This is a genomic window from Frigoribacterium sp. 2-23 (assembly GCF_049601585.1).
Classification (GTDB): Bacteria; Actinomycetota; Actinomycetes; order Actinomycetales; family Microbacteriaceae; genus Frigoribacterium.
In genome coordinates this window covers 681,470-703,256 of record NZ_CP187126.1, presented here as the reverse complement: position 1 = coordinate 703,256, position 21,787 = coordinate 681,470, and the positions used below count along the sequence as shown (strand labels likewise).

At 71.7% G+C, this 21,787-nt stretch carries 16 protein-coding genes; 8 read left to right on the top strand and 8 right to left on the bottom strand.

Features of this window, described 5'->3' with window-relative positions; all coding sequences use genetic code 11:
- Positions 1–13 precede the first annotated feature (13 nt).
- Positions 14–1,201 carry an ROK family transcriptional regulator gene (locus ACPEEZ_RS03375; protein ID WP_423922756.1) on the bottom strand — a complete coding sequence of 396 codons (1,188 nt, stop codon included), beginning with the start codon at positions 1,199–1,201 and terminating at the stop codon, positions 14–16.
- 179 nt (positions 1,202–1,380) lie between these two features.
- On the opposite strand from ACPEEZ_RS03375, the gene ACPEEZ_RS03370 reads away from it, so the two are divergent.
- The 6 genes from ACPEEZ_RS03370 to ACPEEZ_RS03345 all read left to right on the top strand — a co-directional run bounded on the left by ACPEEZ_RS03370 (position 1,381) and on the right by ACPEEZ_RS03345 (position 7,784).
- Positions 1,381–2,130 (top strand): amino acid ABC transporter ATP-binding protein, encoded by a 750-nt coding sequence (locus tag ACPEEZ_RS03370; protein ID WP_423922753.1) that lies wholly within the window; start codon positions 1,381–1,383, stop codon positions 2,128–2,130.
- Positions 2,131–2,191: 61 nt separating this feature from the next.
- Positions 2,192–3,145, top strand: a complete 954-nt coding sequence (locus ACPEEZ_RS03365) for a glutamate ABC transporter substrate-binding protein (RefSeq protein WP_423922751.1) — start codon at positions 2,192–2,194, stop codon at positions 3,143–3,145.
- Positions 3,146–3,266: 121 nt separating this feature from the next.
- Complete coding sequence (locus tag ACPEEZ_RS03360) at positions 3,267–3,911, top strand: amino acid ABC transporter permease (RefSeq protein WP_423922748.1); 645 nt, start codon at positions 3,267–3,269, stop codon at positions 3,909–3,911.
- Positions 3,908–4,882, top strand: coding sequence for an amino acid ABC transporter permease (locus ACPEEZ_RS03355; RefSeq protein WP_423922745.1), 975 nt, complete (start codon positions 3,908–3,910; stop codon positions 4,880–4,882). Before ACPEEZ_RS03360 ends, ACPEEZ_RS03355 begins: the two co-directional genes overlap by 4 nt.
- 92 nt (positions 4,883–4,974) lie before the next feature.
- Positions 4,975–5,997 (top strand): asparaginase, encoded by a 1,023-nt coding sequence (locus ACPEEZ_RS03350; RefSeq protein WP_423922742.1) that lies wholly within the window; start codon positions 4,975–4,977, stop codon positions 5,995–5,997.
- Positions 5,994–7,784: a copper homeostasis protein CutC gene (locus tag ACPEEZ_RS03345; RefSeq protein WP_423922739.1), complete on the top strand. Its 1,791-nt coding sequence runs from the start codon at positions 5,994–5,996 to the stop codon at positions 7,782–7,784. Before ACPEEZ_RS03350 ends, ACPEEZ_RS03345 begins: the two co-directional genes overlap by 4 nt.
- A 143-nt stretch (positions 7,785–7,927) precedes the next feature.
- On the opposite strand, the gene ACPEEZ_RS03340 is transcribed toward ACPEEZ_RS03345, so the two are convergent.
- The 3 genes from ACPEEZ_RS03340 to ACPEEZ_RS03330 all read right to left on the bottom strand — a co-directional run bounded on the left by ACPEEZ_RS03340 (position 7,928) and on the right by ACPEEZ_RS03330 (position 11,204).
- Complete coding sequence (locus ACPEEZ_RS03340; protein WP_423922737.1) at positions 7,928–8,329, bottom strand: arsenate reductase ArsC; 402 nt, start codon at positions 8,327–8,329, stop codon at positions 7,928–7,930.
- Positions 8,330–8,399: 70 nt separating this feature from the next.
- The gene (locus ACPEEZ_RS03335; protein WP_423924346.1) at positions 8,400–9,152 is read right to left on the bottom strand and encodes a sulfite exporter TauE/SafE family protein; all 753 of its coding nucleotides are present in this window, start codon (positions 9,150–9,152) and stop codon (positions 8,400–8,402) included.
- A 198-nt stretch (positions 9,153–9,350) separates the two neighbouring features.
- The gene (locus tag ACPEEZ_RS03330) at positions 9,351–11,204 is read right to left on the bottom strand and encodes a glycoside hydrolase family 2 protein (RefSeq protein ID WP_423922734.1); all 1,854 of its coding nucleotides are present in this window, start codon (positions 11,202–11,204) and stop codon (positions 9,351–9,353) included.
- Positions 11,205–11,253: 49 nt separating this feature from the next.
- Between ACPEEZ_RS03330 and ACPEEZ_RS03325 the strand changes: the two genes are divergently transcribed.
- Positions 11,254–12,267, top strand: coding sequence for a LacI family DNA-binding transcriptional regulator (locus ACPEEZ_RS03325; RefSeq protein WP_423922731.1), 1,014 nt, complete (start codon positions 11,254–11,256; stop codon positions 12,265–12,267).
- A gap of 99 nt (positions 12,268–12,366) precedes the next feature.
- Here ACPEEZ_RS03325 and ACPEEZ_RS03320 read toward each other — a convergent pair whose 3' ends face one another.
- The 4 genes from ACPEEZ_RS03320 to ACPEEZ_RS03305 all read right to left on the bottom strand — a co-directional run bounded on the left by ACPEEZ_RS03320 (position 12,367) and on the right by ACPEEZ_RS03305 (position 18,056).
- Positions 12,367–14,766, bottom strand: coding sequence for a TIM-barrel domain-containing protein (locus tag ACPEEZ_RS03320; protein WP_423922728.1), 2,400 nt, complete (start codon positions 14,764–14,766; stop codon positions 12,367–12,369).
- A 56-nt stretch (positions 14,767–14,822) separates the two neighbouring features.
- Positions 14,823–15,695 (bottom strand): carbohydrate ABC transporter permease, encoded by an 873-nt coding sequence (locus tag ACPEEZ_RS03315; protein ID WP_423922725.1) that lies wholly within the window; start codon positions 15,693–15,695, stop codon positions 14,823–14,825.
- Positions 15,692–16,624 (bottom strand): carbohydrate ABC transporter permease, encoded by a 933-nt coding sequence (locus ACPEEZ_RS03310; RefSeq protein ID WP_423922722.1) that lies wholly within the window; start codon positions 16,622–16,624, stop codon positions 15,692–15,694. Before ACPEEZ_RS03310 ends, ACPEEZ_RS03315 begins: the two co-directional genes overlap by 4 nt.
- An 85-nt stretch (positions 16,625–16,709) precedes the next feature.
- Positions 16,710–18,056, bottom strand: a complete 1,347-nt coding sequence (locus ACPEEZ_RS03305) for an ABC transporter substrate-binding protein (RefSeq protein WP_423922720.1) — start codon at positions 18,054–18,056, stop codon at positions 16,710–16,712.
- A 163-nt stretch (positions 18,057–18,219) separates the two neighbouring features.
- Here ACPEEZ_RS03305 and ACPEEZ_RS03300 point away from each other — a divergent pair, with 163 nt between their 5' ends.
- On the top strand, positions 18,220–21,702 hold the full coding sequence (locus ACPEEZ_RS03300; protein ID WP_423922717.1) for a TIM-barrel domain-containing protein: 3,483 nt from the start codon (positions 18,220–18,222) through the stop codon (positions 21,700–21,702).
- Positions 21,703–21,787 lie beyond the last annotated feature (85 nt).

Below are 21,787 nucleotides of genomic sequence, written 5' to 3'. Positions count from 1 at the left end.
CAGGCGCCCGGCGCTAGCCGACGCCCTCGACCGAGAACACCTGGTCGAGGAAGACGCGCGCCGCCCCGAGCAGACCACCCGTGCCCTGGTGCTGCGTCACCTCGACGACGAGCTGCTCGGTCGCCATCGGCAGGCAGTCGGCGTAGAGCGTCGAGCGCACCCCGGCCACGAAGACGGCCGAGTCGGCGAGCACCCCGCCGAGCACGAGCCGATCGGGGTTGAAGAAGTTGACGATGGTGGCGAGCACGCCACCCGTCATCACGCCGGCACCGCGAAGGAGGCCCGTCGCGACCGGGTGGGAATCCTGCGCGAGCGCGATCATCGCCTCCACCCCCGCGACCTCGAACCCGGCGAGCTGCATCTCGCGCACGAGGGCATTGCCCGAGGCGAGTGCGTCCAGGCACCCCGTGCGCCCGCAAGAACACGGCACAGCCGTGGCTCCCGGCACCGAGACGTGGCTGATGTCCCCCGCCCAGCCGTTGCTGCCCGTGTAGAGCTGCCCGTCCGAGACGATGCCGCAGCCGATGCCCGAGCCGACCTTGACGAACACCTGGTGAGGAGGCGCGGGTTGGTCGTCCGTTCCGAACAGCTCGCCCGCGGCCATGAGGTTCGCGTCGTTGTTGACGATCACGGGGACGGCGAGCTCTCGCTGGATCACCTCGGCGACGGACACGCCGTTCCACCCCGGCATGCGCGACGGCGAGACGATGCGCGACGTCGTGGTCGAGACGGGGCCGGGCACACCGACCGAGATACCGCGGATGACGCCCGTGGCCGCCTCGGGGAGCGCCGCCACCATCTCGACGAGCTGGGCCACCGCCTCCGACAGGACGGGGCGAGGCCCGGCGGCGATGTCGATCTCGACGTGCCGCTCGGCGACCAGGATGCCGGCGAAGTCGACGAGGCCGAACGACGCCCGATCGACGCCGAGGTCGACGCAGCCGACGAGCCCCGCATCCCCCCGGATCTCGAGGGCCCGCGGGCGGCGCCCGCCCTTCGACTCGCCCTGGCCGCGCTCGACGACATGGCCCTGGCGGATCAGCTCGTCGACTCGTGACGCGACGGTCGACGGTGACAGCCCGGTCGCCTTCGCGAGTGCGGCCCGCGAGGTCGCGACGCCGGCGCGGAGGGGCGCGAGGATCTCGACGCTCTGCGGCGAGTGGCGGTGCAGGACGAGCGAGGGCCCGGGTCGTGTCGCCATGCCGTGCCTCATCTCCCGACCTTGCGGTCGCCTCGGAACTTGTTCCACTATTGCACAAAGTTAGTCGAAATATACGTGCAACAATCGTGCCCTAGGTTGAATCCGTCCTTGAAGAGGGACGGTCTCGATGATGGACGGCGATGCGGCCCCCGGCTGCATCCGACGACGAAGGCGGCAGCATGTCAGAACACACGACCGACATGATCACGATGGTCGACGTGCAGAAGCACTTCGGCGACCACCACGTGCTGAAGGACGTCAACCTGAGTGTCGCGCCGCGCGAGGTCGTCGTCGTCGTGGGCCCCTCCGGCTCCGGCAAGTCGACCCTCTGCCGCTGCCTCAACCGACTCGAGACGATCACGAGCGGCGACATCCGCATCGACGGCGTGCCCCTCCCCGAGGAGGGCCGGGCGCTCGCGGCGCTGCGCTCCGACGTCGGCATGGTCTTCCAGTCGTTCAACCTCTTCGCGCACCGCACGATCCTCGACAACGTCACGATGGCGCCCTTGACCGTGCGGCGCGAGTCGAAGCGCGACGCCCAGGCGCACGCCCTCGAGCTGCTCGACCGGGTGGGCATCGCCGACAAGGCCGACAGCCTGCCGGCGCAGCTCTCGGGCGGCCAGCAACAGCGCGCGGCCATCGCCCGGGCACTCGCGATGCGCCCCAAGGTGATGCTCTTCGACGAGCCCACCTCGGCCCTCGACCCCGAGATGGTCACCGAGGTGCTCGACGTCATGGTCTCGCTCGCCAAGGAGGGCATGACCATGGTCGTCGTGACGCACGAGATGGGGTTCGCCCGCCGAGCCGCCGACCGGGTCGTGTTCATGGACGACGGTCGCATCGTCGAGCAGAACACCCCGGCGGCCTTCTTCGACCACCCCGAGTCCGACCGCGCCCGGGCCTTCCTGTCGAAGATCCTGACCCACTGAGCCCCTGCTCCCTGACCCCCTGCACCCACAGTCCCCGTACGAACAGAAGAGAGGCACCACCTTGCGCACCTCCACGTCACACCTCCGGCGGATCGTCCCCGCCGCCCTCGCCGTCACGGCCATGCTCGGCCTCGCCGCGTGCTCGAGCGACGGCTCGGCCGTCCCCGGCTCCGACCCCAGCGCCTCCAAGGCCGCGGCCAGCCTCGACGAGGTCTACAAGAACGCCGTCGTGGCCGACGCCGCCGACATCCTGCCCGGCTCCACCATGGCCAAGATCAAGGAGCGCGGGAAGCTGATCGTCGGCGAGGCCCTCGACGCCCCGCTGCTGTCCCAGCAGGACCCGTCGAACCCCGACAACGTCGAGGGCTTCGACGCGGACCTCGCCAAACTTCTCGCGATCTACATCCTCGGCAAGCCGAGCGTCGAGATCGTCCCGCCGGCGTCCGAGACGCGTGAGGCGCTGCTGCAGAACGGCACGGTCGACGTCGTGTTCAACACGTACACGATCACCGAGGAGCGCGCGACTCAGGTCTCGTTCGCCGGCCCGTACCTCGAGTCCGGTCTCGCCGTCGCCGTGAAGTCGGACAACACCGACATCAAGGGCATCGACGACCTGGGCGGCAAGAAGGTCATCGTCGGGGCGAACACCCCCGCCGTCACCGCCGTGCCCGAGAAGCAGCCGTCGGCCAGCATCGTGTCCTTCGCCACCGACCCGCAGGCCGTGTCGGCCCTGAAGCAGGGTCGTGGCGACGCGTACGTGCAGGACTTCACGCTCCTCGCCTCCGACGCCGCCTCCGACAGCGGCATCAAGGTCGTCGGCCAGCCGTTCACCACCGAGGCCTACGGCATCGGTCTCGGTCACGACGACGCCGAGTTCAAGACGTTCGTCAACGACTGGCTCGTCAAGATCGAGAAGGACGGCACCTGGGCCAAGGTCTGGGAGGCGACCCTCGGCTCGGCCGTCGAGTCGTCGACGCCCGACGCACCGAAGATCGGGTCGGTCCCCGGCTCCTGATGCACGCGGCGCAGACGGTGGCCACCGAGCGGTGGCGACTGTCTGCGCCCCGCGGCGTTCCCGGTGACGGGAGCCGCGCCTCCTCGTGTCCCTCCCCTCCCCCGACCGATCGAAGGTAGCCATGTCCCTCTTCGTCGACAGCCTCGGGCCGTTGGCCTCCGCCCTCGGCACGACGATCGTGATGGCGCTCGTGGCCGGTGTCGCGTCGCTCGTGCTCGGCACGCTCGTGACCGCGGCCCGGATCAGCCCGATCCCCGTGCTGCGGGGGGCGGCCTTCGCCTACGTGCAGTTCTTCGTCAACGTGCCGTTGCTGGCGCTGCTCATCCTGGCCGTGTTCGCCCTGCCCGACGCGGGGGTCATCATGCCGCTCGCCCCGACCACGGTGGTGGTGCTCGCGCTCTACGAGGCCGCGTACGTGTCGGAGGCGGTGCGCAGTGGGGTCAACACGGTGGCGCACGGTCAGATCGAGGCGAGCCGGGCACTCGGGCTGACGCTCGGTCAGACCCTGCGGTTGGTCGTCATCCCGCAGTCGCTGCGAGCCGCTGTCCAGCCGATCGGCAACGTCATGATCGCGCTGACCATGAACACCGCCCTCGCGGCGGCCGTGGGCGTCGTCGAGCTCACCTCGGCGGCGAACAAGCTGAACCTCGTGCAGGCGCAGCCGATCCTCATCTTCACGGGCGCCGGACTCCTCTACATGGTGCTCGCCCTCGTCATCGGCCTCGGCGCCGGACGCATCGAGCGAAAGGTGGCGATCGTCCGATGAGCGCCCAGATCCCCGCCACCAGCACGCCCGGTGCGGACGGCCCCGCCGTCGGAGGCACCGCTGCCGCGACCACCGGTGCGGGCCCGGCCGGAGGCCCGACCGGCGGCCGACCGACCCGCACCGTCTCGCTCTACGACGAGCCCGGCCCGAAGACGCGTCGAGCGATCAGGATCTGGTCGGTCGTGGTCGTCGTCGTGCTGCTCGGACTCGTCACGGCGGGGCTGCTGCAGCTCGGCTCGAAGGGTCAGCTCGACGCCGACAAGTGGACGCCGTTCCTGTCCTGGCCGATCTGGCAGTACCTGCTGGTCGGCCTGTGGGGCACGATCCAGGCGGCCGCCCTGGTCGCCGTGCTCGGGTCGGTCCTCGGCCTGCTGCTCGCGGTCGGCCGGGTCAGCACGATCCGCCCCGTGCACTGGATCGCGACGGCGTACATCGAGATCGCCCGCACCGTCCCCGTGCTGCTGCTCATCTACCTCATGCTGTTCGGCCTGCCGCAGCTCGGCGTCAACCTGCCCGTGCTCTGGAAGCTCGTCATCCCGCTCACCGTGGCGAACTCGGCGGCGTTCGCCGAGATCATCCGCGCCGGCATCCTCGGCCTGTCGCGCGGGCAGCGCGAGGCCGCGCTCAGCCTCGGGCTCTCGTCGGCCCAGGCGACACGGCTCGTCATCCTGCCGCAGGCGCTCCGCTTCGCGACGCCGTCGCTCGTCACCCAGTTGGTCAGCCTCGTGAAGGACACGTCGCTCGGCTACATCGTCGCGTTCACCGAGCTGCTCTACCGCGGGCAGGTCCTGTCCTCGTTCAACCACCTGCTCATCCAGACGTTCTTCGTCGTCACGCTGATCTACCTCGTCTTCAACGGCGCGCTCTCGACCGTCGCGGCCCGTCTCCGGGCCCGGCCCACTGCGCGGAGCCCGCGCCGCGCCTCCACTCCCGCAACCCCCTCCACTCCCGCCACCCCCGCATCGAAGTGACCCGTTCGGTGCATGTCTCGGCGAGACATGCGCCCGACGAGTCATCTCGTTCGAATCCCTCGACCGTCGCCCCGGCGATGAAGGAGCCCATCGTGTCTTCCCCCACCCCCGCCTCCCCGGCCACCGCCTCCTCGGTCGACCTCGCCGAGCTCGCCGCCGTCGTGCGCTCCGGTATCGTCGAGAGCCGGCACCTCGGCTGGCTCGTCGCGCTCGACGCCGAAGGCGGGGTCGCCGCCGACCTCGGTCGGGGCGCCACCCAGGTGCTGCCCCGCTCGACGACGAAGCCGGTGCAGGCGCTCGCCTGCCTGCTGGCCGGAGCCGACCTCACGGGCGAGGAGCTCGCCATCGCGGCCGGCAGCCACACCGGCGAGGACGCACACGTCGAGGTCGTGCGGCGCCTCCTCGCCCGAGCCGGACTCGACGACGACGCCCTCGGCTGCCCCGTCGACTGGCCCGAGGACGAGCCCACGCGCGAGCAGCTGATCCGCGACGGCGAGACGCGATCGCGCGTGCGGATGAACTGCTCCGGCAAGCACGCCGCGATGCTGCTGGCCTGCGTCGCGGCCGGCTGGGACACGGCGAACTACCTCGATCCCGAGCACCCGCTGCAGCAACTCGTGCGCGAGACCCTCGAGCGGCTCTCGGGCACGACGGTCGAGACGACGGCCGTCGACGGCTGCGGGGCGCCCCTGTTCAGCACGACCGTCGAGGGGCTCGCTCGGACGTTCCGCGCCCTGGTGACGGCACCCGACGGCTCGCCCGAGCGACGCGTCGCCGACGCGATGCGCGAGCACCCCTTCTTCGTCGGCGGTGACCACCACGCCAACAGCGACACCATGACCCGCGTCCCGGGCCTCCTGGCGAAGGGAGGCGCGGAGGGCGTGATCGGCATGGCCGCCGACACGGGTCAGGCCGTCGCGATGAAGGTCGTCGACGGCAACCCGCGCGCCACGACGCTCATCGCCCTGCGCGTCTTGGAGGCACTCGGCGTCGACGTCTCGCAGGCGGGGTCGCTGGTCGACCTGCCGGTGCTCGGCGGCGGTCGCCGGGTGGGCGAGATCCGCCTCGGCGCCGACGTCGAGGCCTGGGCGTCGACCCGAGCGGCTGCCCGATGACCGACTCGCAGCCAGCCGCCGTCGCGACCGCCGTCGCGGTCGAGCTCTGCGTCGACGACCTCGACGGCGCGCTCGTCGCCGACCGCGAGGGCGCGGATCGCATCGAGCTCTGCGCCGATCTGCTCGAAGGAGGCACGACCCCGAGCCTGGGTATGATCCGGTCGGTGCTGGACCGGGTCGAGCGCGTCGGGGTCCAGGTCATCGTGCGGGTGCGCGGCGGCGACTTCGTCTACGACGACGACGAGATCGACGTCATGTGCCACGACCTCGAGGCGATCGCCGCCGCCGCGACCGATGCCCGCACCCGCGTCGGTGTGGTCGTCGGTGCCCTCACTCCCGAGCACACCGTCGACGAGGTCGCACTGGCTCGCTTCACCGCCGCCGCCGCCCCGCTGCCGGTCACCTTCCACAAGGCGTTCGACCAGACGCCCGACCTGCTCGCCGCCTACGACGTCCTGCATCGCCACGGCGTCGAGCGCGTGCTCACGTCGGGTGGCCCGCACCCCGCGATGGACGGCCTCGACGTGCTCGCCGAGCTCGTCCGCCGCTCGCACGCCGACCCGTCCGCTCCCGCGGTGCTGGTCGGCGGGGGTGTCCGTCCGGCGACGGTGGCGCGCCTGGTCGACGCGACCCGCGCCTCCGAGGTCCACCTGCGCGCCCAGTCGCCGTCGCCCCGCGGCGACGGCACGCTGCGCACCGACCCCGCCGTGGTGCGCGACCTGTTCGCCGCGCTCGGTGACGGACGCCGAGGAGGCCCGGTGCCGGTCACCGAGACCGCCGCGGCTGACGAGCCGGTCGCGTCCAGCCCCGCGTCGCACGACAGTTCGGCCGTGATCGCGCTCGACATCGGCGGCACCAGCTTCAAGGGGGCCGTCGTCGATGCGTCGGGTCGGACGCTCGTCTCCCGCTCGGTCGGCGTGGGCACGGACGGGGCGGACTCGATCCGCCGCATCGTCGAGCTGCTGCAGGCGCTCCGCGCGCTGGCCGATCACGCGGGTCGCACCGTGGTCGGCGTCGGCGTCGTCACACCGGGCATGGTCGATGCCGAGAAGGGCATCGTCCGCTACGCCTCGACCCTCGACTGGACCGATGTCGCCCTCGGCCCGATCCTCTCCGACGAGCTCGGCGTGCCGGTCGAGATCGGCCACGACGTGCGGTCGAGCGGACTCGCCGAGAGCCTCTTCGGGGCATCGGCCGGCGTCGCCGACTCCGTGCTCGTCGCGATCGGGACGGGGGTCGCGGCGTCGATCCTCAGCGCGGGCCATGCCGTCCGCGGTGCGGTCACGACAGCGGGCGAGCTCGGGCACATCCCCGCGGTCCCCGGCGGCGAGGTCTGCACCTGCGGCCAGGTCGGCTGCCTCGAGGTGTACCTCTCGGGAGCGGGGCTGGCGCGGCGCTACGCGGCCCAGGGCGGCGAACCGGGCCTCGACGCGGCGGCCATCGCCGCGCGTCTCGGCGCCGATCCGGTCGCCGACCGCGTCTGGGCCGACGGCGTGCGCGCCCTGGCGCTCGGGCTCACGTCGGTGACGCTGCTGATCGATCCGTCGGTGATCGTGCTCGCGGGCGGGGTGTCCCGGGCGGGCGCGGCTCTGGTCGATCCGCTGCGCGTGGCGCTCCGCGACTCGCTCGCCTGGCGCGAGGCCCCCGAGATCCGCGTGTCGGAGCTCGGCACGTCCGGCGGCCGGATCGGCGCGGCCGTCCTGGCCTTCCGGGCCGGTGGCCACGGTGACGTGGTCGACGGCTGGACCACCGCCTCCGTCCTCGCGGAGCCGGCCACCGCCTCCTGACGCCGTGTCGTGTGGCGCCGCGTCGTGTGGCGTTCGCGGCATCGTGTGCCGAACGGACACGACAGGACGCCGCGAACGCGACACGACACCGGTACAGGAAGCGGCACAGGCGCCAGCGCCGTGGCGGGCGCAGCCGCCCCGGGTCAGCCCGTGAGCTCGGCGATCAGCCGCTCGACCCGCGCCCGGATCTCGTCGCGGATGGGCCGCACCGCGTCGAGTTCCTGCCCGGCGGGGTCGTCGAGCTGCCAGTCCTCGTAGCGCTTCCCCGGGAAGACGGGGCAGGCGTCCCCACACCCCATCGTGATGACGACGTCGCTCTCGCGCACGGCATCGGTCGTGAGGATCTTCGGCCGGTTGCCCGCGATGTCGACCCCCACCTCCGTCATGGCCTCGACGGCGACCGGGTTGATCGTGTCCTTCGGCTCGCTGCCGGCCGACCGTACGTCGATGCGGTCGCCGGCCAGCGCCTCCAGGAACCCGGCGGCCATCTGCGAGCGCCCCGCGTTGTGGACGCAGACGAAGAGGACGCGGGGCCGTTCGGGCATGGGATCTCGCTTTCGGGTGGGTGCGCCCCGACACGAGGAGGCGCGGGTCGAGACTATCCATCGACTCGGCCTACGCCCCGAAATACTCCCGCACCACGTCCGAGCCGACCTTGAGGATCAACGCGCCCACCACGACGAGGAACGCCACCCGGATGAACCGGTTGCCCCGCGCGACGGCCATCCGCGACCCGAGGTAGCCGCCCGTCATGTTCGCCAGGCCCATGCCGAGCGCGAGCGCCCAGAGCACGTGCCCCTGTGGCACGAAGAACGCCAGCGCTCCGAGGTTCGTGGCGACGTTGACGATCTTCGCCTTGGCGCTCGCGAGCAGGAAGTCGTAGCCGAGCGCCGTGATCAGCGCGATGATCAGGAAGGTGCCGGTGCCCGGCCCGATCAGCCCGTCGTAGAAGCCGATCACGAGGCCGAGGCCGCCGGCGATGAGGTGGTGCCGACGGCCCTGGTGCCGCAGCGACAGGTCGTCGCCGAGCGCCGGACGGGCGACGGTCACGATGCCGACACCGATCAGCGCGACGACGATGACGGGCTTGAAGACCGACGCGGGCAGCAGACCGGCGAGATTCGCGCCTCCGAAGCTGCCGACGAACGCGATGGCGGCCATCGGCAGCGCCGTGCGCAGGTCGGGGTGCGTGCGGCGGTACCAGGTGACGGCGCTGGTCGTCGTGCCGAACAGCGACGCGAGCTTGTTCGTCGCGAGTGCCTCGACCGGCGTGATGCCGGGCACGAGCAGCAAGGCGGGCAGTTGCAGCAGACCGCCTCCGCCGACGACGGCGTCGATCCAGCCCGCGGCGAGCGCGGCGAGGAGCATCAGCAGGGCGACCGACAGGGTGATGTCTCCGAGGAGGGAGGGGAGGTCCACGGCGGCCTTTCGTCGTCGGGTCGCCCCGATCCTACGCGGCGGGCGCTCGCCCCCGAGACACCCCGGAGTCGCCGAGACACCCCTGAGTTCGTGGGTGTCTCGGCGACTTCGGGGTGTCTGGGCGCGGCGGCGCCGGCGCCGGCGCGGCTAGCGGCCGGTGACGGCGCGACGGATGCGCTCGATCGGCATCTTCGGCCGGCGGTCGGCCGTGAGCAGCCCGTTCGTCTCCTGCATCGTGTCCGTCAGCTGGGTGTAGCACGACCCCGCCAAGAACTGCGAGGCGCGGACGGCGTCGTAGAGCGCCTCGATGCGGGCGAGCCAGTCGTCGCCGTCGCTCGCGACGCTGTACCCCCAGCCGTCGTCGCGCACCGCGTCGGGCTGGTACGTGACGCCGCCGAACTCCGTCAGCATGACCGGCTGCCCCTCGTCGACGGCCGAGCCGACGAGCACGCGCCGCCCGCCGACGCCCGGCCCCGTCAGCAGGCGGGTGCGGGCCGCGTCGTCGGCGAAGGTCGCGGCGAGGATGCCCCCGTCGCCCTGGTAGTCGTGCACCGACAGGATGTCGGAGCCCGAGTGCTCCCACCCGTCGTTCGAGATCACGGGCCGCGACGGGTCGAGGGCCCGGGTCAGGTCGGCCAGCGAGCGCGAGAAGGCCTGCTGCCGGGCGTCGTGCGGCACGTGCTGGATTCCCCAGCTCTCGTTGAACGGCACCCACGTGACGACGCTCGGGTGCGAGACGTCGCGCTCCACCGCCTCCATCCATTCGGTCGTCAGTCGCTGCACGGCCCGGGGCGAGAACTCGTACGTCGCGGCGATCTCGCCCCAGACGAGCAGGCCGAGCCGATCGGCCCAGTACAGGAACCGCGGGTCCTCCACCTTCTGGTGCAGACGCACGGCGGTGAAGCCGAGCTGCTTGATCAGCTCGACCTCGTCACGCAGCGCCTCGGCGCTCGGGGCCGCGAGGTGCGACTCGGGCCAGAAGCCCTGCTCCAACACCGAGCGCACGTCGTACGGCCGGTCGTTGAGCCGGAACACCCCGCGGTCGACGCCGACCGTGCGGAGCCCCAGGTACGACGCGACGGCGTCCACGCCTCCCCCGGGTGTCGTGACGGTGACGGTCGCGTCGACGAGCCGCGGCTTCTCGGGCGACCACTGCAACTCGTCCTCGGCCTGGCCGTTCCGCTGTCGCGTGACCGGCACGACGACGTCGACGACGTCGGTCGCCGCCGACAGCGTCGTCTCGACGGTCGCGAGCGTCTCGTCGCCGTCGGCCCAGAGCAGGGACACGAGGAGGCGCGAGCCGGCCGGCGCGACGCCCCGCAGCGTCAGGCCGAGCGACACGCTCGCGGGGTCGCCGGGCAGCCAGCGCAGGTGGGCGATCGACACGTCGGGCACGGCCTCGAGCCAGACCGGCTGCCAGATGCCGGTGGTGCGGTGGTACCAGATCGCGTGGGCGTCCTCGTGCCAGTCCTGTTTGCCGCGTGGCTGCGTGAGATCGTGCGGGTCGTCCTCGGCGCGGACGACGAGCAGGTGCTCCCCGTCCCCGTCGAGCAGGTCGGTCACGTCGAACGAGAACGGCGTGTGGCCGCCCTCGTGTCCGCCGACGAACGCGCCGTCGATCCAGACGCGGGCACGGTAGTCGACCGCGCCGAAGTGCAGCAGCAGCCGCGGGGCGTCGGTCGTGCGGCCGGCCTCGGCCAGCTCGGCAGCCGAGATCGTGCGGGAGTACCAGACCACGGGGTGGAACGCGGTGTCGCCGACACCCGAGGCGGGCGACTCGGGCGGGAACGGCACGACGATCGGCACGGTCCCGTCGAACCCGGCTGCCCAGCCCGCCCGCAGGCCGACGTCGTCGTCGTCGTGGCGGAACGCCCACACCCCGGTCAGGTCGCTCCAGTCGCGGCGGACGAGCTGCGGGCGGGGGTAGCGGCCGGACTGCCGACTGGCGAGGGGCAGCGGCGGACGCACGGGCAGAGACGTGGGGGTGGTCTGTGAGGCCATGCCGATAGTTTACAGCGCTGTAAAAGCGCGTCAACGGTAACCTGCGTCCATGCACCGCGTGACCTTGCAAGACGTCGCGGACCGCGCCGGGGTCTCGATGAAGACCGTGTCGAACGTGGTCCGCGGCTATCAGCACGTGAGCCCCGAGATGCGGCGGCGGGTGCAGGAGGTGGTCGACGAGCTCGGCTACCGCCCCAACCGCACCGGTCGGACCCTCGCCACCGGGCGCTCCTGGATGCTCGGCCTCGCCTTCCCCGACCTGAGGCGCCCCTACTTCGCCGAGCTCGCCCATGTCTTCGCGCGCGTCGCCGAGGAACGCGGCTACCGCCTCCTGCTCACCGAGACGGGCGGCACGCCCGACGGCGAACGGGCCGTGCTGCACGACCGCGAGGCCGGCATGGTCGACGGCTGGGTGATGCACCCGCAGTCGATGAGCGCCGCCGAGCTCGACGGGATGCGGCGCGGGATGCCGATCGTGTTCCTCGGCGAGGACCCGCAGCCCGACGGCTCCGACCAGGTCGCCGTCGACAACGTGGCCGCCGCCGTCGAGGCCGTCGGTCATCTCGTCGCCGCCGGTCGACGCCGCATCGCGTTCTTCGGACACGAGCCGGGCGAGCCGTCGCGGACGAGCGCCCTGCGACTCGAGGGCTATCGCCGCGCACTCACCGCGGCGGGGCTGGGACTCGACCCGAGCCTCCTTCTCACCCGCGAGATCGGCGATGCGGCCGGTGCCGAGGCCGCCCTCGACTTCGCTCTGGACGCCGGCGCCCGCTTCGACGCACTGCTCTGCCGCGACGACCTCGCCGCCTTCGGTGCGCTGCGCTCGCTGCACCGCCGCGGCCTCGGCGTGCCCGGTGACGTCGCCGTCGTCGGCTGGGACGCGATCGAGCTCGGGGCGAGCACGTCGCCGAGTCTCACGTCCGTCGCGGCCGACACCCGCGACCTCGCGACCGCGGCCCTCGACCTGCTGATCGAGCGGATGGACGGCGCCACCCCCGCCGGCCGCCACGTCACGATCGGGCACCACCTCGTCGTCCGCGAGAGCGCCCCCGCCGTCGGCTGACCGTCGCTGAACCCCGTTGCGGAAGAAGAACCCGCGTGCAGCGGGGTTCCTCTTCCGCAACGGGGTTCGGGGCGCCAGGCCGACAGCCGAGGAGGCGCGCTACGGACGCCGGGACGAGAGCAGCTCGACGAGGGCCCCGCGCACCGACTCCGGCAGGGACAGCGCATGCAGCTCCGCGAGCCGCGCCGCGACCGGACGCCCGTTCGTCACGACCGCGAAGGCCTCGAGCTTGTCGGCATTCGCCATCTGGGCGGCCTGCAGCACGTCGTGCGCCGCGGCCTCGACGTCGCTGCCGATCGCGAGGCCGCCCTCGACCCGGACGACGATCTCGCGATCGGTGCCGCCCTCGACCTCGACGCTCCAGCGCCCGTCCGCGCCCTGCACCTCGACCGGCGTGCCGTCGACCGAGACCTGCCCGCCCGGTCGGCCGGACAGGAACGTGACACGCCACGAGCGCCGCCCGGGCACCACGTCCTCGTCGCCGACGACCGCACGGATGCGGAACTCCCCCGACCCGGCGTCCCACGACAGGCGGGTCCACGCGGTGGCGACCACCGCCTCCTGGTCCTCGATCAGGGTGAAGGACCCGGAGGCGCCGGGCGCGACGAGCACCTCGAGCTCGGTCGGCAGGCGGGTCGCGTCGAGCCCCGCGCTCGCGTCGAGCGGCACGATGCCTCCCGCACGCAGCAGCACGGGGATCGACTCGATCGGGCGGTGCAGGTCGACGTGGCGGTCGCCGTCGTAGACCGTGCCGGTGACGACGTCGGTCCAGACGCCCGGGGGCAGCCAGGCCCGCACCCGACCGCGGCGCGACTCGGGGTCGCGGGGCGTCGTGATCGGCGCGACGATCAGTTCGCTGCCGAACTCGTACTCGTTCGGCACCCCGTACGCCTCGCGGCGACGCGGTTCGAGGTGGTAGATCGGCCGCACGAGCGGGATGCCCTCGTCGGCGGCGCGGTGGTTCATCGTGTGCAGGTACGGGACCATCCGGTGCCGGAGCCGCAGCGCCTCCCCCATCGCCGCCTCGTGCTCGGCGGGGAAGAGCCAGGGCTCCTTGCGGATGAACGGGTTGTTCGCCGAGTGCAGCCGCATGATCGGCGAGAAGACGCCGAACTGCACCCAGCGGGTCGCGAGCTCGTCGTCGCGCACGCCGCGGGTGTGCCCGCCGATGTCGTGGCTCCACCAGCCGTAGCCGATGTTCGCCGCCGTCGCCGTGAACTCGGGTTGGAACGCGAGCGAGGCCCAGGAGACGACCGCGTCGCCCGAGAAGCCGACCGCATAGCGGTGGCTGCCCGGCCCGGCGTAGCGCGAGAACGTCATGCCGGGCGCACCGGCGCGCGCGGCGTCGAGGTGGTGGAAGTGGTTCAGCAGCCACAGCGGGTCGACGCCCGGCAGATCGGTCGTGCGGCCCTGCTGCCAGTCGATCCACCAGAAGTCGACGCCCTGCTCCTCCAGCGGGTGGTGCAGTTCGTGGAAGTACGCCTCGACGACGTCCCGCCGGGTCAGGTCGAACGGGACCGGCTCGCCCGAGGCGGGGTCGACGCCGACCGCCCGTGCCATCGCCGGGTACGCGTCCTCGAAGGCCCGGACACCATCGGCCGGGTGCAGGTTGAGTGTGGTGCGGAGCCCGCGCCGATGCAGCTCGGCCAAGAAGGCGCCCGGGTCGGGGAAGAGCTCGGGCTCCCACGAGTACCCGGTCCAGCCGGTGCCGAAGCGCTCGGGCACACTCGCGACGCGGTGCCAGTCCATGTCGATCACCGCGACCGAGAACGGCAGGCGCTCGTCGGCGAAGCGGTCCATCAGCTCGACGTACGACGCGGCGCTGTAGGGGTGATAACGGCTCCACCAGTTGCCGAGGGCCCAGCGGGGCAGCAGCATCGGCGGGCCCGACACGGCGTAGAGCGCCTGCACGGCCGCCGTGTAGTCCCGACCGTAGGCGAAGACGTACAGATCACGCGCCTCCGGTCGGCGGAGCCCGATCCAGCCCTCGTCGTCGAACAGGAACGACTCGGAGTCGTCGACGACGGCGATGCCGTCCTCGGCGATCACGCCCGACTCGAGCGCCACCCGGCCGTCGACGTCGTCGAGGGTGCGAGCCGTGCCACCGAGGTCGCGGGTCTCGTCGCCGAAGCGCCAGCGGCCGGTGTCGGCCCCGATCAGGTCGACCGCGAGGCCGTTCGACGAGAAGTCGCGGCCGTCGTAGCGCAGGCGGGCGCGGGCCGTCGTGACGACGACCCCGCCGCCCTGCCGCTCGACGGTGAACTCGACCGGGCCGAGATCCCGTCGCACGGCGAACGTCGACGCCCGGTCCTCGAACGCGTCGGCCGCGGGGGCGGCGCCGACGGCCGCGGGGGCGGCGGCCCGCTCGATACGGAAGAGCCCGTCGGCGAGCACGCCGATGCGCCAGCCGGGCCCGACCACGACGTTGTCGGTCGCGACCCGTGGGGCGGTGCCGGGGAGCGGGCGGATGACGGGAAGGGCGGGCGGACGGGCGGGCATGAGGCCTCCGGGGTCGAACGGGCAGACGGGCAGACGAGAGCGCGGGAGGCGCGGTGTCAGTTCTTCACGGCGCCCTGGGTGATACCGCTGATCACCCAGCGCTGCGCGAACAGGTAGACGACGATGGTCGGCGCCATGGCCATCAGGTACGACGCGAACGCCACGTTGTAGTTCGTGCCGAACTGGCTCTGGAAGATGTTCTGCACGACGGGCAGGGTCTGCATCGCCGGGTCGGCCGTGATGAGCGACGGCATCATGAAGTCGTTCCACGACGCCAGGAACGCGAAGATGCCGACCGTGGCGTTCATCGGCCCGAGCAGCGGCATGATGATCCGCCAGAAGATCTGGCCCGTGCTGGCACCGTCGAGCCGGGCGCTCTCCTCCAGCTCGATCGGGATCGACCGCAGGTACGCGGTGTAGAGCAGCACGCTGAACGCGAGTTGGAACATCGCGTGCAGGATGCCGACCCCGACCGGACCGTCGAGCCCGACGAGCGCGGTCAGCTGGATCTGCGGCAGCGCCACGACCGGGAACGGCAGGAACAGCGCGGCGATCAGATAGAACATCGACCAGCGGAAGAACCGCCGATCCCAGTTGCGCACGATGGCGTAGGCGGCGAGCGAGCTCAGCAGCAGAGTGAGCGAGACCGCGATGACGGCGACGGCGAGCGAGATGCCGAACGAGACGGGGAACCTCGTCAGCGTCCAGGCGTCGGCGAAGCTCTGCGGGTTGAACGGCCACGGCAGCGAGAACGCATTGCCGTCGATGCTCTGCGCGCTCGTCTTGAACGCCATCGAGACGGTCACGTACAGCGGCACGAGCACGGTCAGGGACGCGATCGCGAGCACGATCGTGCCGAGCAGGCCGGGGCGCTTCCGCCGGTGCGGCGGCTGTGCGCCCGTGCGCCGTGGTCTCGTCAGGGCGGTCACAGTCGCACCGTCCGTCCGCGCGTCACACCGAGCTGGATCACAGAGATGACCACCGTCACGATGAAGAAGATCGTGGCGTTCGCCATCTGATAGGCGTAGTCCCCGCCGGTGAATCCCGAGAAGATCGTCATCGCGACGCTGCTCGTGGCCGTACCCGGACCTCCTCCGGTCAGACCCACGATCACGTCGTAGACACCGAGATAGCCCTTCACGCCCAACACCGTGTTGATGACGATGAAACCGGTGAGCAGCGGCAGCGTGATGAGCCGGAACTGCTGCAGCCCCGTCGCTCCGTCGAGCGAGCCCGCCTCGTAGAGGTCGGACGGGATCGACGTCAGCCCCGCCGTGTAGACGAGCAGCGCCCCGGGGATGGTCTGCCAGGCCGACACGATCACGATCGACAGCCAGGCGAGGTTCGGGTCGCCGAGGATGCTGCTCTCGAGTGGGCCGAACCCGACCGCACTGGCGATCGCGGGCAGCGAGTTCGAGAACAGGTAGTTGAAGACGTACGCGACGACGATGCCCGAGATGACCAACGGGATGACGAAGATGCTCCGCAGGGCCGTCGCGAACCGGATGCGACGGGAGAGCGCCACGGCGAGCGCCAGGGCGATGGCCTGCGCGAGCACGACGGTCACGACGGCGAAACCGAGCGTGAACCCGTAGGAGGCGATGATGCGCGGGTCCGTGAACAACGTCGTGTAGTTGCGCAGCCCCAGGAACTGCCACTGCCCGTAGCCGACGTAGTCGGTGAAGCTGTAGAAGATGCCGATGAGGGCGGGGCCCACGACGAACACCGTGAACGCCAGCAGCGCCGGCACCAGGAAGACGTAGTAGACGGGGTCGAGTCGGCGCCGACCTACCTGGCGGGGCGGCCGGACGGCGGCGGACGACACCGGCGGCGGCGCGACGGGTGTCGGGGTGGTCATGAGCGCTCCTCGTCGTGCGTCGTGCCGTGCTGCATCGTGCCGTTCTGGGTCGTGTCGATCCGGCTCTCCGGGCCGATCCGTGTCGTCATACCGTCGCGTTCCGTCCCGCGAGGCGCCGCCAGTCGGCGTCGAGCTGCCGCAGCATGCTGTCGAAGTCGCCGCTGCGCGTCGCGGACTGCAGGTAGTTGCCGAGCGGGATGGACGCCGGCACGAATGTGCCGGCGCCCTGACTGAAGGACGCGCTGTCGACGTACTGCTGCAGTCCGGCCAGCCGGGGGTCCTTCTGCGGAGGCGCACCGGTCCGCGTCGAGTACGCGAGGTTGTCGGCGTTGTAGGCGTCGATGATCTCGGGCTGCATCAGGAAGTCGACCAGGTGGCGCGCCTCGTCGACGTGCTGGGACGCCGTCGGGATGAACAACCCCAGGTCGATGTTGACGCGGGCGACACGGTCGTCGGGGTTCTCGCTGACGGGCAGCACGAACGTGCCGACGGGCAGCGTCTCGTCGATGAGAGCGATCTGGCCGAGTGCCCACGGCCCCTGCAGGTACATGGCCACCTCGCCTCGGCCGAACGCGAGGTTGCCGTCGGCGTACGACCGGACGGCGTGGTCGGCGTTGAAGTACGACGAGATGACCTTGGCGCGCTCCATCGGCACGGCGAACGTCTTCTCGAAGGACACGGGCGAGTCGGGGCCGACGTCGGTGCCCTGCTCGGCGAGCCGCGCGAAGAAGTCGGCGGGGTCGACGAGGCTGCCGACGGAGTAGTCGAAGAGGCCCTGCCAGAGCGTCCAGGTGTCGCGGTCGGTCGCGTAGATCGGCGTGACCCCAGCGGCCTTGAGTGCCTCGCAGACGTCGACGAACTGCGACCAGGTCTCGGGCACGGGCAGGCCGTAGCGGTCGAAGATCGCCGTGTTGTAGATGACACCGGCGGCCGCGAGCGAATAGGGCAGCACGCTCGTGCGACCGGGGTACGTCGCGTACTGGTCGGTCAGGGTCGAGATGTCGGTCCGCACCCGGGACGCCGACGGCAGGTCGGACAGGTCGCTCAGCACGCCGCGTTCGATGTAGCGCGCCAGCTCGAGGTTGTCGTTGAAGCAGCCCACGTCGGCCGGCTGCCCGCGGACGAACTGCGGCGCGATGGCCACGGTCGAGTCGTGGACGACGGACACCCCGGGCGTCGCCTTCTCGAACCGGCGGAGGAGGTCGTCGAAGTAGGCGATGACCTCCTGCTTCTGCATGTAGAAGCGGATCGAGCCACCGCCCGCGGCCGACCCGGTCGGGGCGCAGCCGGCCAGAGCCAGCGCGGCGAGGGCGCCCGTGCCGAGGAGGAACGATCGACGGCCCACACCGACGGACGGCGGACCGCCGCGCCGGGCGGCGTGCGTGGCGGGTACCGGAGCAGAGGTCAGGGGTCGTTCAGGAGTTCGGGTCACGCGTTATCTCCCTCGATAGAGCGTGATCGATAATTTACAGCGCTGTAAAAGTCTCGTCAAGGGCTCGCGAAGTCTTGACTCCGCGATTTACAGCGCTATAAGTTCATCGCGACCGACCGTTCCGTCGGACCTCCCTGCGCGTCACAAACGATGGAGTTTGTCCATGCCCGCATTGCCCCGCTCTCGACGACTCACGGTGATCGCCGCACTCGCGGCCGCCGGTCTCGCCCTCACGCTGGTCGCCCAGGACGGCGGCCGACCGGCGAGCGCCGCTGCTCCCGGCGATCGGGTGGTGGTCTCGGGCGACGCTCGTTTCGAGGTGCTGTCGCCTACGCTGATCCGCACCGAGTACGCAGGGGACGGCGACTTCACCGACGAGGCGACGTTCAACGCCATCGGTCGTGACGGCTTCGAGCCCGTCGACTACACGTCGTCCGTCGTGGACGGCTGGCTGACCATCGACACCGGCTCGGCCGTGCTCCGCTACCGCGTGGGCTCGGGCTCGTTCGGGAGCGACAACCTCACGGTCGACCTGACCACCACGGCCGGGCAACGTGTCTCCGCGGCTCCCTGGCAACAGCCGGCCGCCGCCTCCTGCTCGGTCGGTGTCCTCTGCGAGGCGGAGGACCTCGACCTCTCCGGGCTCGGAGTGGCGACGAACCACGCGGGCTTCACGGGTCGCGGCTTCGCGGCCGGCTACGAGAAGGTCGGCGACACGCTGTCCTTCGAGGTCGACGTGGCCGAGGCGGGCGCCGCCTCCGAGCTCGTCCTGCGCTACGCCAACAGCCAGGGCGGTGACGCGCAGATCACGACCCGCACGCTGAGCGTGGCCGTCGACGGCGGGGCCGCGCGGACGATCTCGTTGCCGCCGACGGCGAACTGGGACGACTGGGCCCTCGCGCGCCTGGCCGTCGGTCTCGCAGCCGGCACGCACACGATCACCGTCAGCCGCGCCTCCGGCGACTCGGGCAGCGTCAACGTCGACAGCCTCGCCCTGGGTGCGACCGGGGCGACGTACCCGGGCGTGGCTCCGGCGACGGGCGCGGACTGCGCGTTCGGGGCCGTCTGCGAAGGCGAGTCGTCCACTCTCGCGGGGGGCGCCTCCTCGGCTTCGGATCACAACGGGCACTCCGGTGCCGGCTTCACGGCCGGCCTCGGTCGGGGCGCCAGCCAGACGACGCACGTCACCGACGTGCCGGCGGCCGGGACGTACGCCCTGCAGGTGCGCTACGCGAACGGTCAGCCGACGACCCGCGACATCGCGGTCGCCACGGCGACGGGCACGGCGAGCGCCACCCTCGACCGGACGAGCGGCTGGGACTACTGGGCCACCGCCACGGTGCCGGTGACGCTGCCCGCCGGTGACTCCGACGTGACGATCTCGTGCCCCGACGCGGCGAGCTGCGGCGTCAACGTCGACACGGTCGCCGTCGTCGACGCGGCGTCGCCCGTGCTCGCCCCGCACGCCGCTCTCGGCGGTTACCGACGCGACCTCGATACCGCCAACGGCACGGTGCCGACGAACCCGGGGCTGCTCTACCAGGACGGCTGGTCGCTGCTCGACGACACGACCTCCGACCTGCTCGACGGCGGTGTCGAGAAGCTCGTGCCGCGCGGTGACCACGGGGGCGAGGGGTACCAGGACGGCTACGTCTTCGCCTACGGCACCGACTACACGCAGGGCCTGGCCGACCTCGCGACCCTGACCGGGCCGACGAAGCTGCTGCCGCGTTGGGCGTACGGCGTCTGGTACTCCGAGTACTACGACCGCACCTCCGCCGACTTCGAGGACACGATCGTGCCGCGCTTCGCCGCCGAGGGCGTGCCACTGGACGTGCTGGCGGTCGACACCGACTACAAGGCACCCGACAAGTGGAACGGCTGGGAGGTCGACGAGTCGAGGTTCCCCGACATGGCGGGGTTCCTCGCGCGTCTCGAGGCGAAGGGCATCCACAACACGCTCAACGTGCACCCCAGCATCCAGAACGACGACCCCCGGTTCGCCGAGACGCAGGCCACGGCGAACGGCAACCTGATCGCGGACGGGTCGAAGTACCTGTTCGACTGGTCGGACCCGGCTCAGCTCGAGGCCTACTTCGATCTGCACACGGACCTCGAGTCCGAGGGCGTCGACGTCTGGTGGCTCGACTGGTGCTGCAGCGACGCCTCCCGCTACACGAAGCCGGGCGTCACCCCCGACGCGTTCATCAACCAGCAGTACGCGACGCGGGCCGACGACCGCATCGGTCGCGGCTTCGCGTTCTCCCGGGCCTACGGCGCCCTCACGGCGGGCGGCTACGGCAACCCGCAGAGCGTCCCGAACGGGCCGTGGGCCGACAAGCGCACGACGCTGCACTTCACCGGTGACACCGTCTCGAGCTGGGCGATGCTGCAGGCGCAGGTCGGCTACACGCCGGGCGAGTCCTCGTCGACCGGGCTGTCGGCCGTGAGCCACGACATCGGCGGCCACACGGGCGGCCAGACCTTCCCCGGGGCCGAGCCCGAGAGCACGAAGCTCGCCGACGACCTCTACGCCCGCTGGGTGCAGTTCGGCACGTTCCAGCCGATCGACCGCCTGCACAGCAACCACAGCGACCGGCTGCCGTGGCAGTACGGCGAGGCGGCGAACGCGTCGGCGAAGGCCTTCCTGAACCTGCGCGAGAACCTCATGCCGCTCAGCTACACGCTCGCCGAGGAGGCGACCCGCACGGGCGTGCCGGTCACCCGCCCGCTCTATCTGCAGTACCCCGAGCAGGCGCAGGCGTACTCGCTGGCCGGCAGCGAGTACCTCTACGGGTCGGACGTGCTCGTCGCCCCGGTGACGACACCCGGCACGACCGCGACGACGAGCGTGTGGTTCCCGGCCGGCAGCGACTGGACCGACTACTTCACCGGCACCACGTACGCCGGTGGCACCACCGCCGACGTCACGACGGGGCTCGACACCATGCCCGTCTTCGTCCGGGCGGGCGGTATCGTGCCGACCCGCACCTCCGACGTCGCGAACGACGCCGCCGGACCCGTCACCGATCTGACGCTGACCACGGCGACCGGTGCGGACGGCTCGTTCTCGCTGTACGAGGACGACGGGGTCAGCGCGTACCCGGCCCCGTCCGCCGTCACGCCGGTGACGTACACGGAGCGGCCCGACGGCGGCGCACTCGTCGTCGGCCCCGCGGACGGCAGCTACCCCGGAGCCGCGGAACGCCGCGCGTACACGACCGTCTTCACCGACGTCGACCGCCCGCAGAGCGTGACCGTCGACGGCGTCGCGATCGCCGCCTCCGCCTGGTCGTACGACGAGGAGGCGCGAAAGGCGACGGTCTCCGTCCCGGCCCGCCCGGTCTCGCAGGCGACGACGGTCGCCTTCTCGACGACCGCGGTCACCGTGCCCGGCGACCCGGGCGCGGGTGATCCCGGAGCCGGCACACCCGGGGCGGGCGTCCCCGGCGCCGGTGCCCCCGGCACGCCGGGCGAGGCGGCCGGCCCCGGCACGGGTGCGGGCAACGGCTCGGCCGCGGGCTCGACGTCGCCGCTCGCGTTCACGGGCTCGGCGGGGGTCGGGGTCGGCCTCGCCGCCGGTCTGCTGCTGCTGGTGCTCGGCGCGACGATGCTCGTCCGCCGGCGCCGCGCCTCCCGCGGTTAGCGCCCTTCCGCCGAGACACCACGAAGTCGCCGAGACACCCAGGAACTCCTGGGTGTCTCGGCGACTTCTGGGTGTCTGGCGCTAC

Coding starts and splice junctions, on each gene's coding strand:
- ACPEEZ_RS03375 (WP_423922756.1), bottom strand. CDS start 1,201: ATGGCGACACGACCCGGGCCCTCGCTCGTCCTGCACCGCCACTCGCCG.
- ACPEEZ_RS03370 (WP_423922753.1), top strand. CDS start 1,381: ATGTCAGAACACACGACCGACATGATCACGATGGTCGACGTGCAGAAG.
- ACPEEZ_RS03360 (WP_423922748.1), top strand. CDS start 3,267: ATGTCCCTCTTCGTCGACAGCCTCGGGCCGTTGGCCTCCGCCCTCGGC.
- ACPEEZ_RS03355 (WP_423922745.1), top strand. CDS start 3,908: ATGAGCGCCCAGATCCCCGCCACCAGCACGCCCGGTGCGGACGGCCCC.
- ACPEEZ_RS03345 (WP_423922739.1), top strand. CDS start 5,994: ATGACCGACTCGCAGCCAGCCGCCGTCGCGACCGCCGTCGCGGTCGAG.
- ACPEEZ_RS03340 (WP_423922737.1), bottom strand. CDS start 8,329: ATGCCCGAACGGCCCCGCGTCCTCTTCGTCTGCGTCCACAACGCGGGG.
- ACPEEZ_RS03335 (WP_423924346.1), bottom strand. CDS start 9,152: ATGCTCCTCGCCGCGCTCGCCGCGGGCTGGATCGACGCCGTCGTCGGC.
- ACPEEZ_RS03330 (WP_423922734.1), bottom strand. CDS start 11,204: ATGGCCTCACAGACCACCCCCACGTCTCTGCCCGTGCGTCCGCCGCTG.
- ACPEEZ_RS03325 (WP_423922731.1), top strand. CDS start 11,254: ATGCACCGCGTGACCTTGCAAGACGTCGCGGACCGCGCCGGGGTCTCG.
- ACPEEZ_RS03320 (WP_423922728.1), bottom strand. CDS start 14,766: ATGCCCGCCCGTCCGCCCGCCCTTCCCGTCATCCGCCCGCTCCCCGGC.
- ACPEEZ_RS03310 (WP_423922722.1), bottom strand. CDS start 16,624: ATGACCACCCCGACACCCGTCGCGCCGCCGCCGGTGTCGTCCGCCGCC.
- ACPEEZ_RS03300 (WP_423922717.1), top strand. CDS start 18,220: ATGCCCGCATTGCCCCGCTCTCGACGACTCACGGTGATCGCCGCACTC.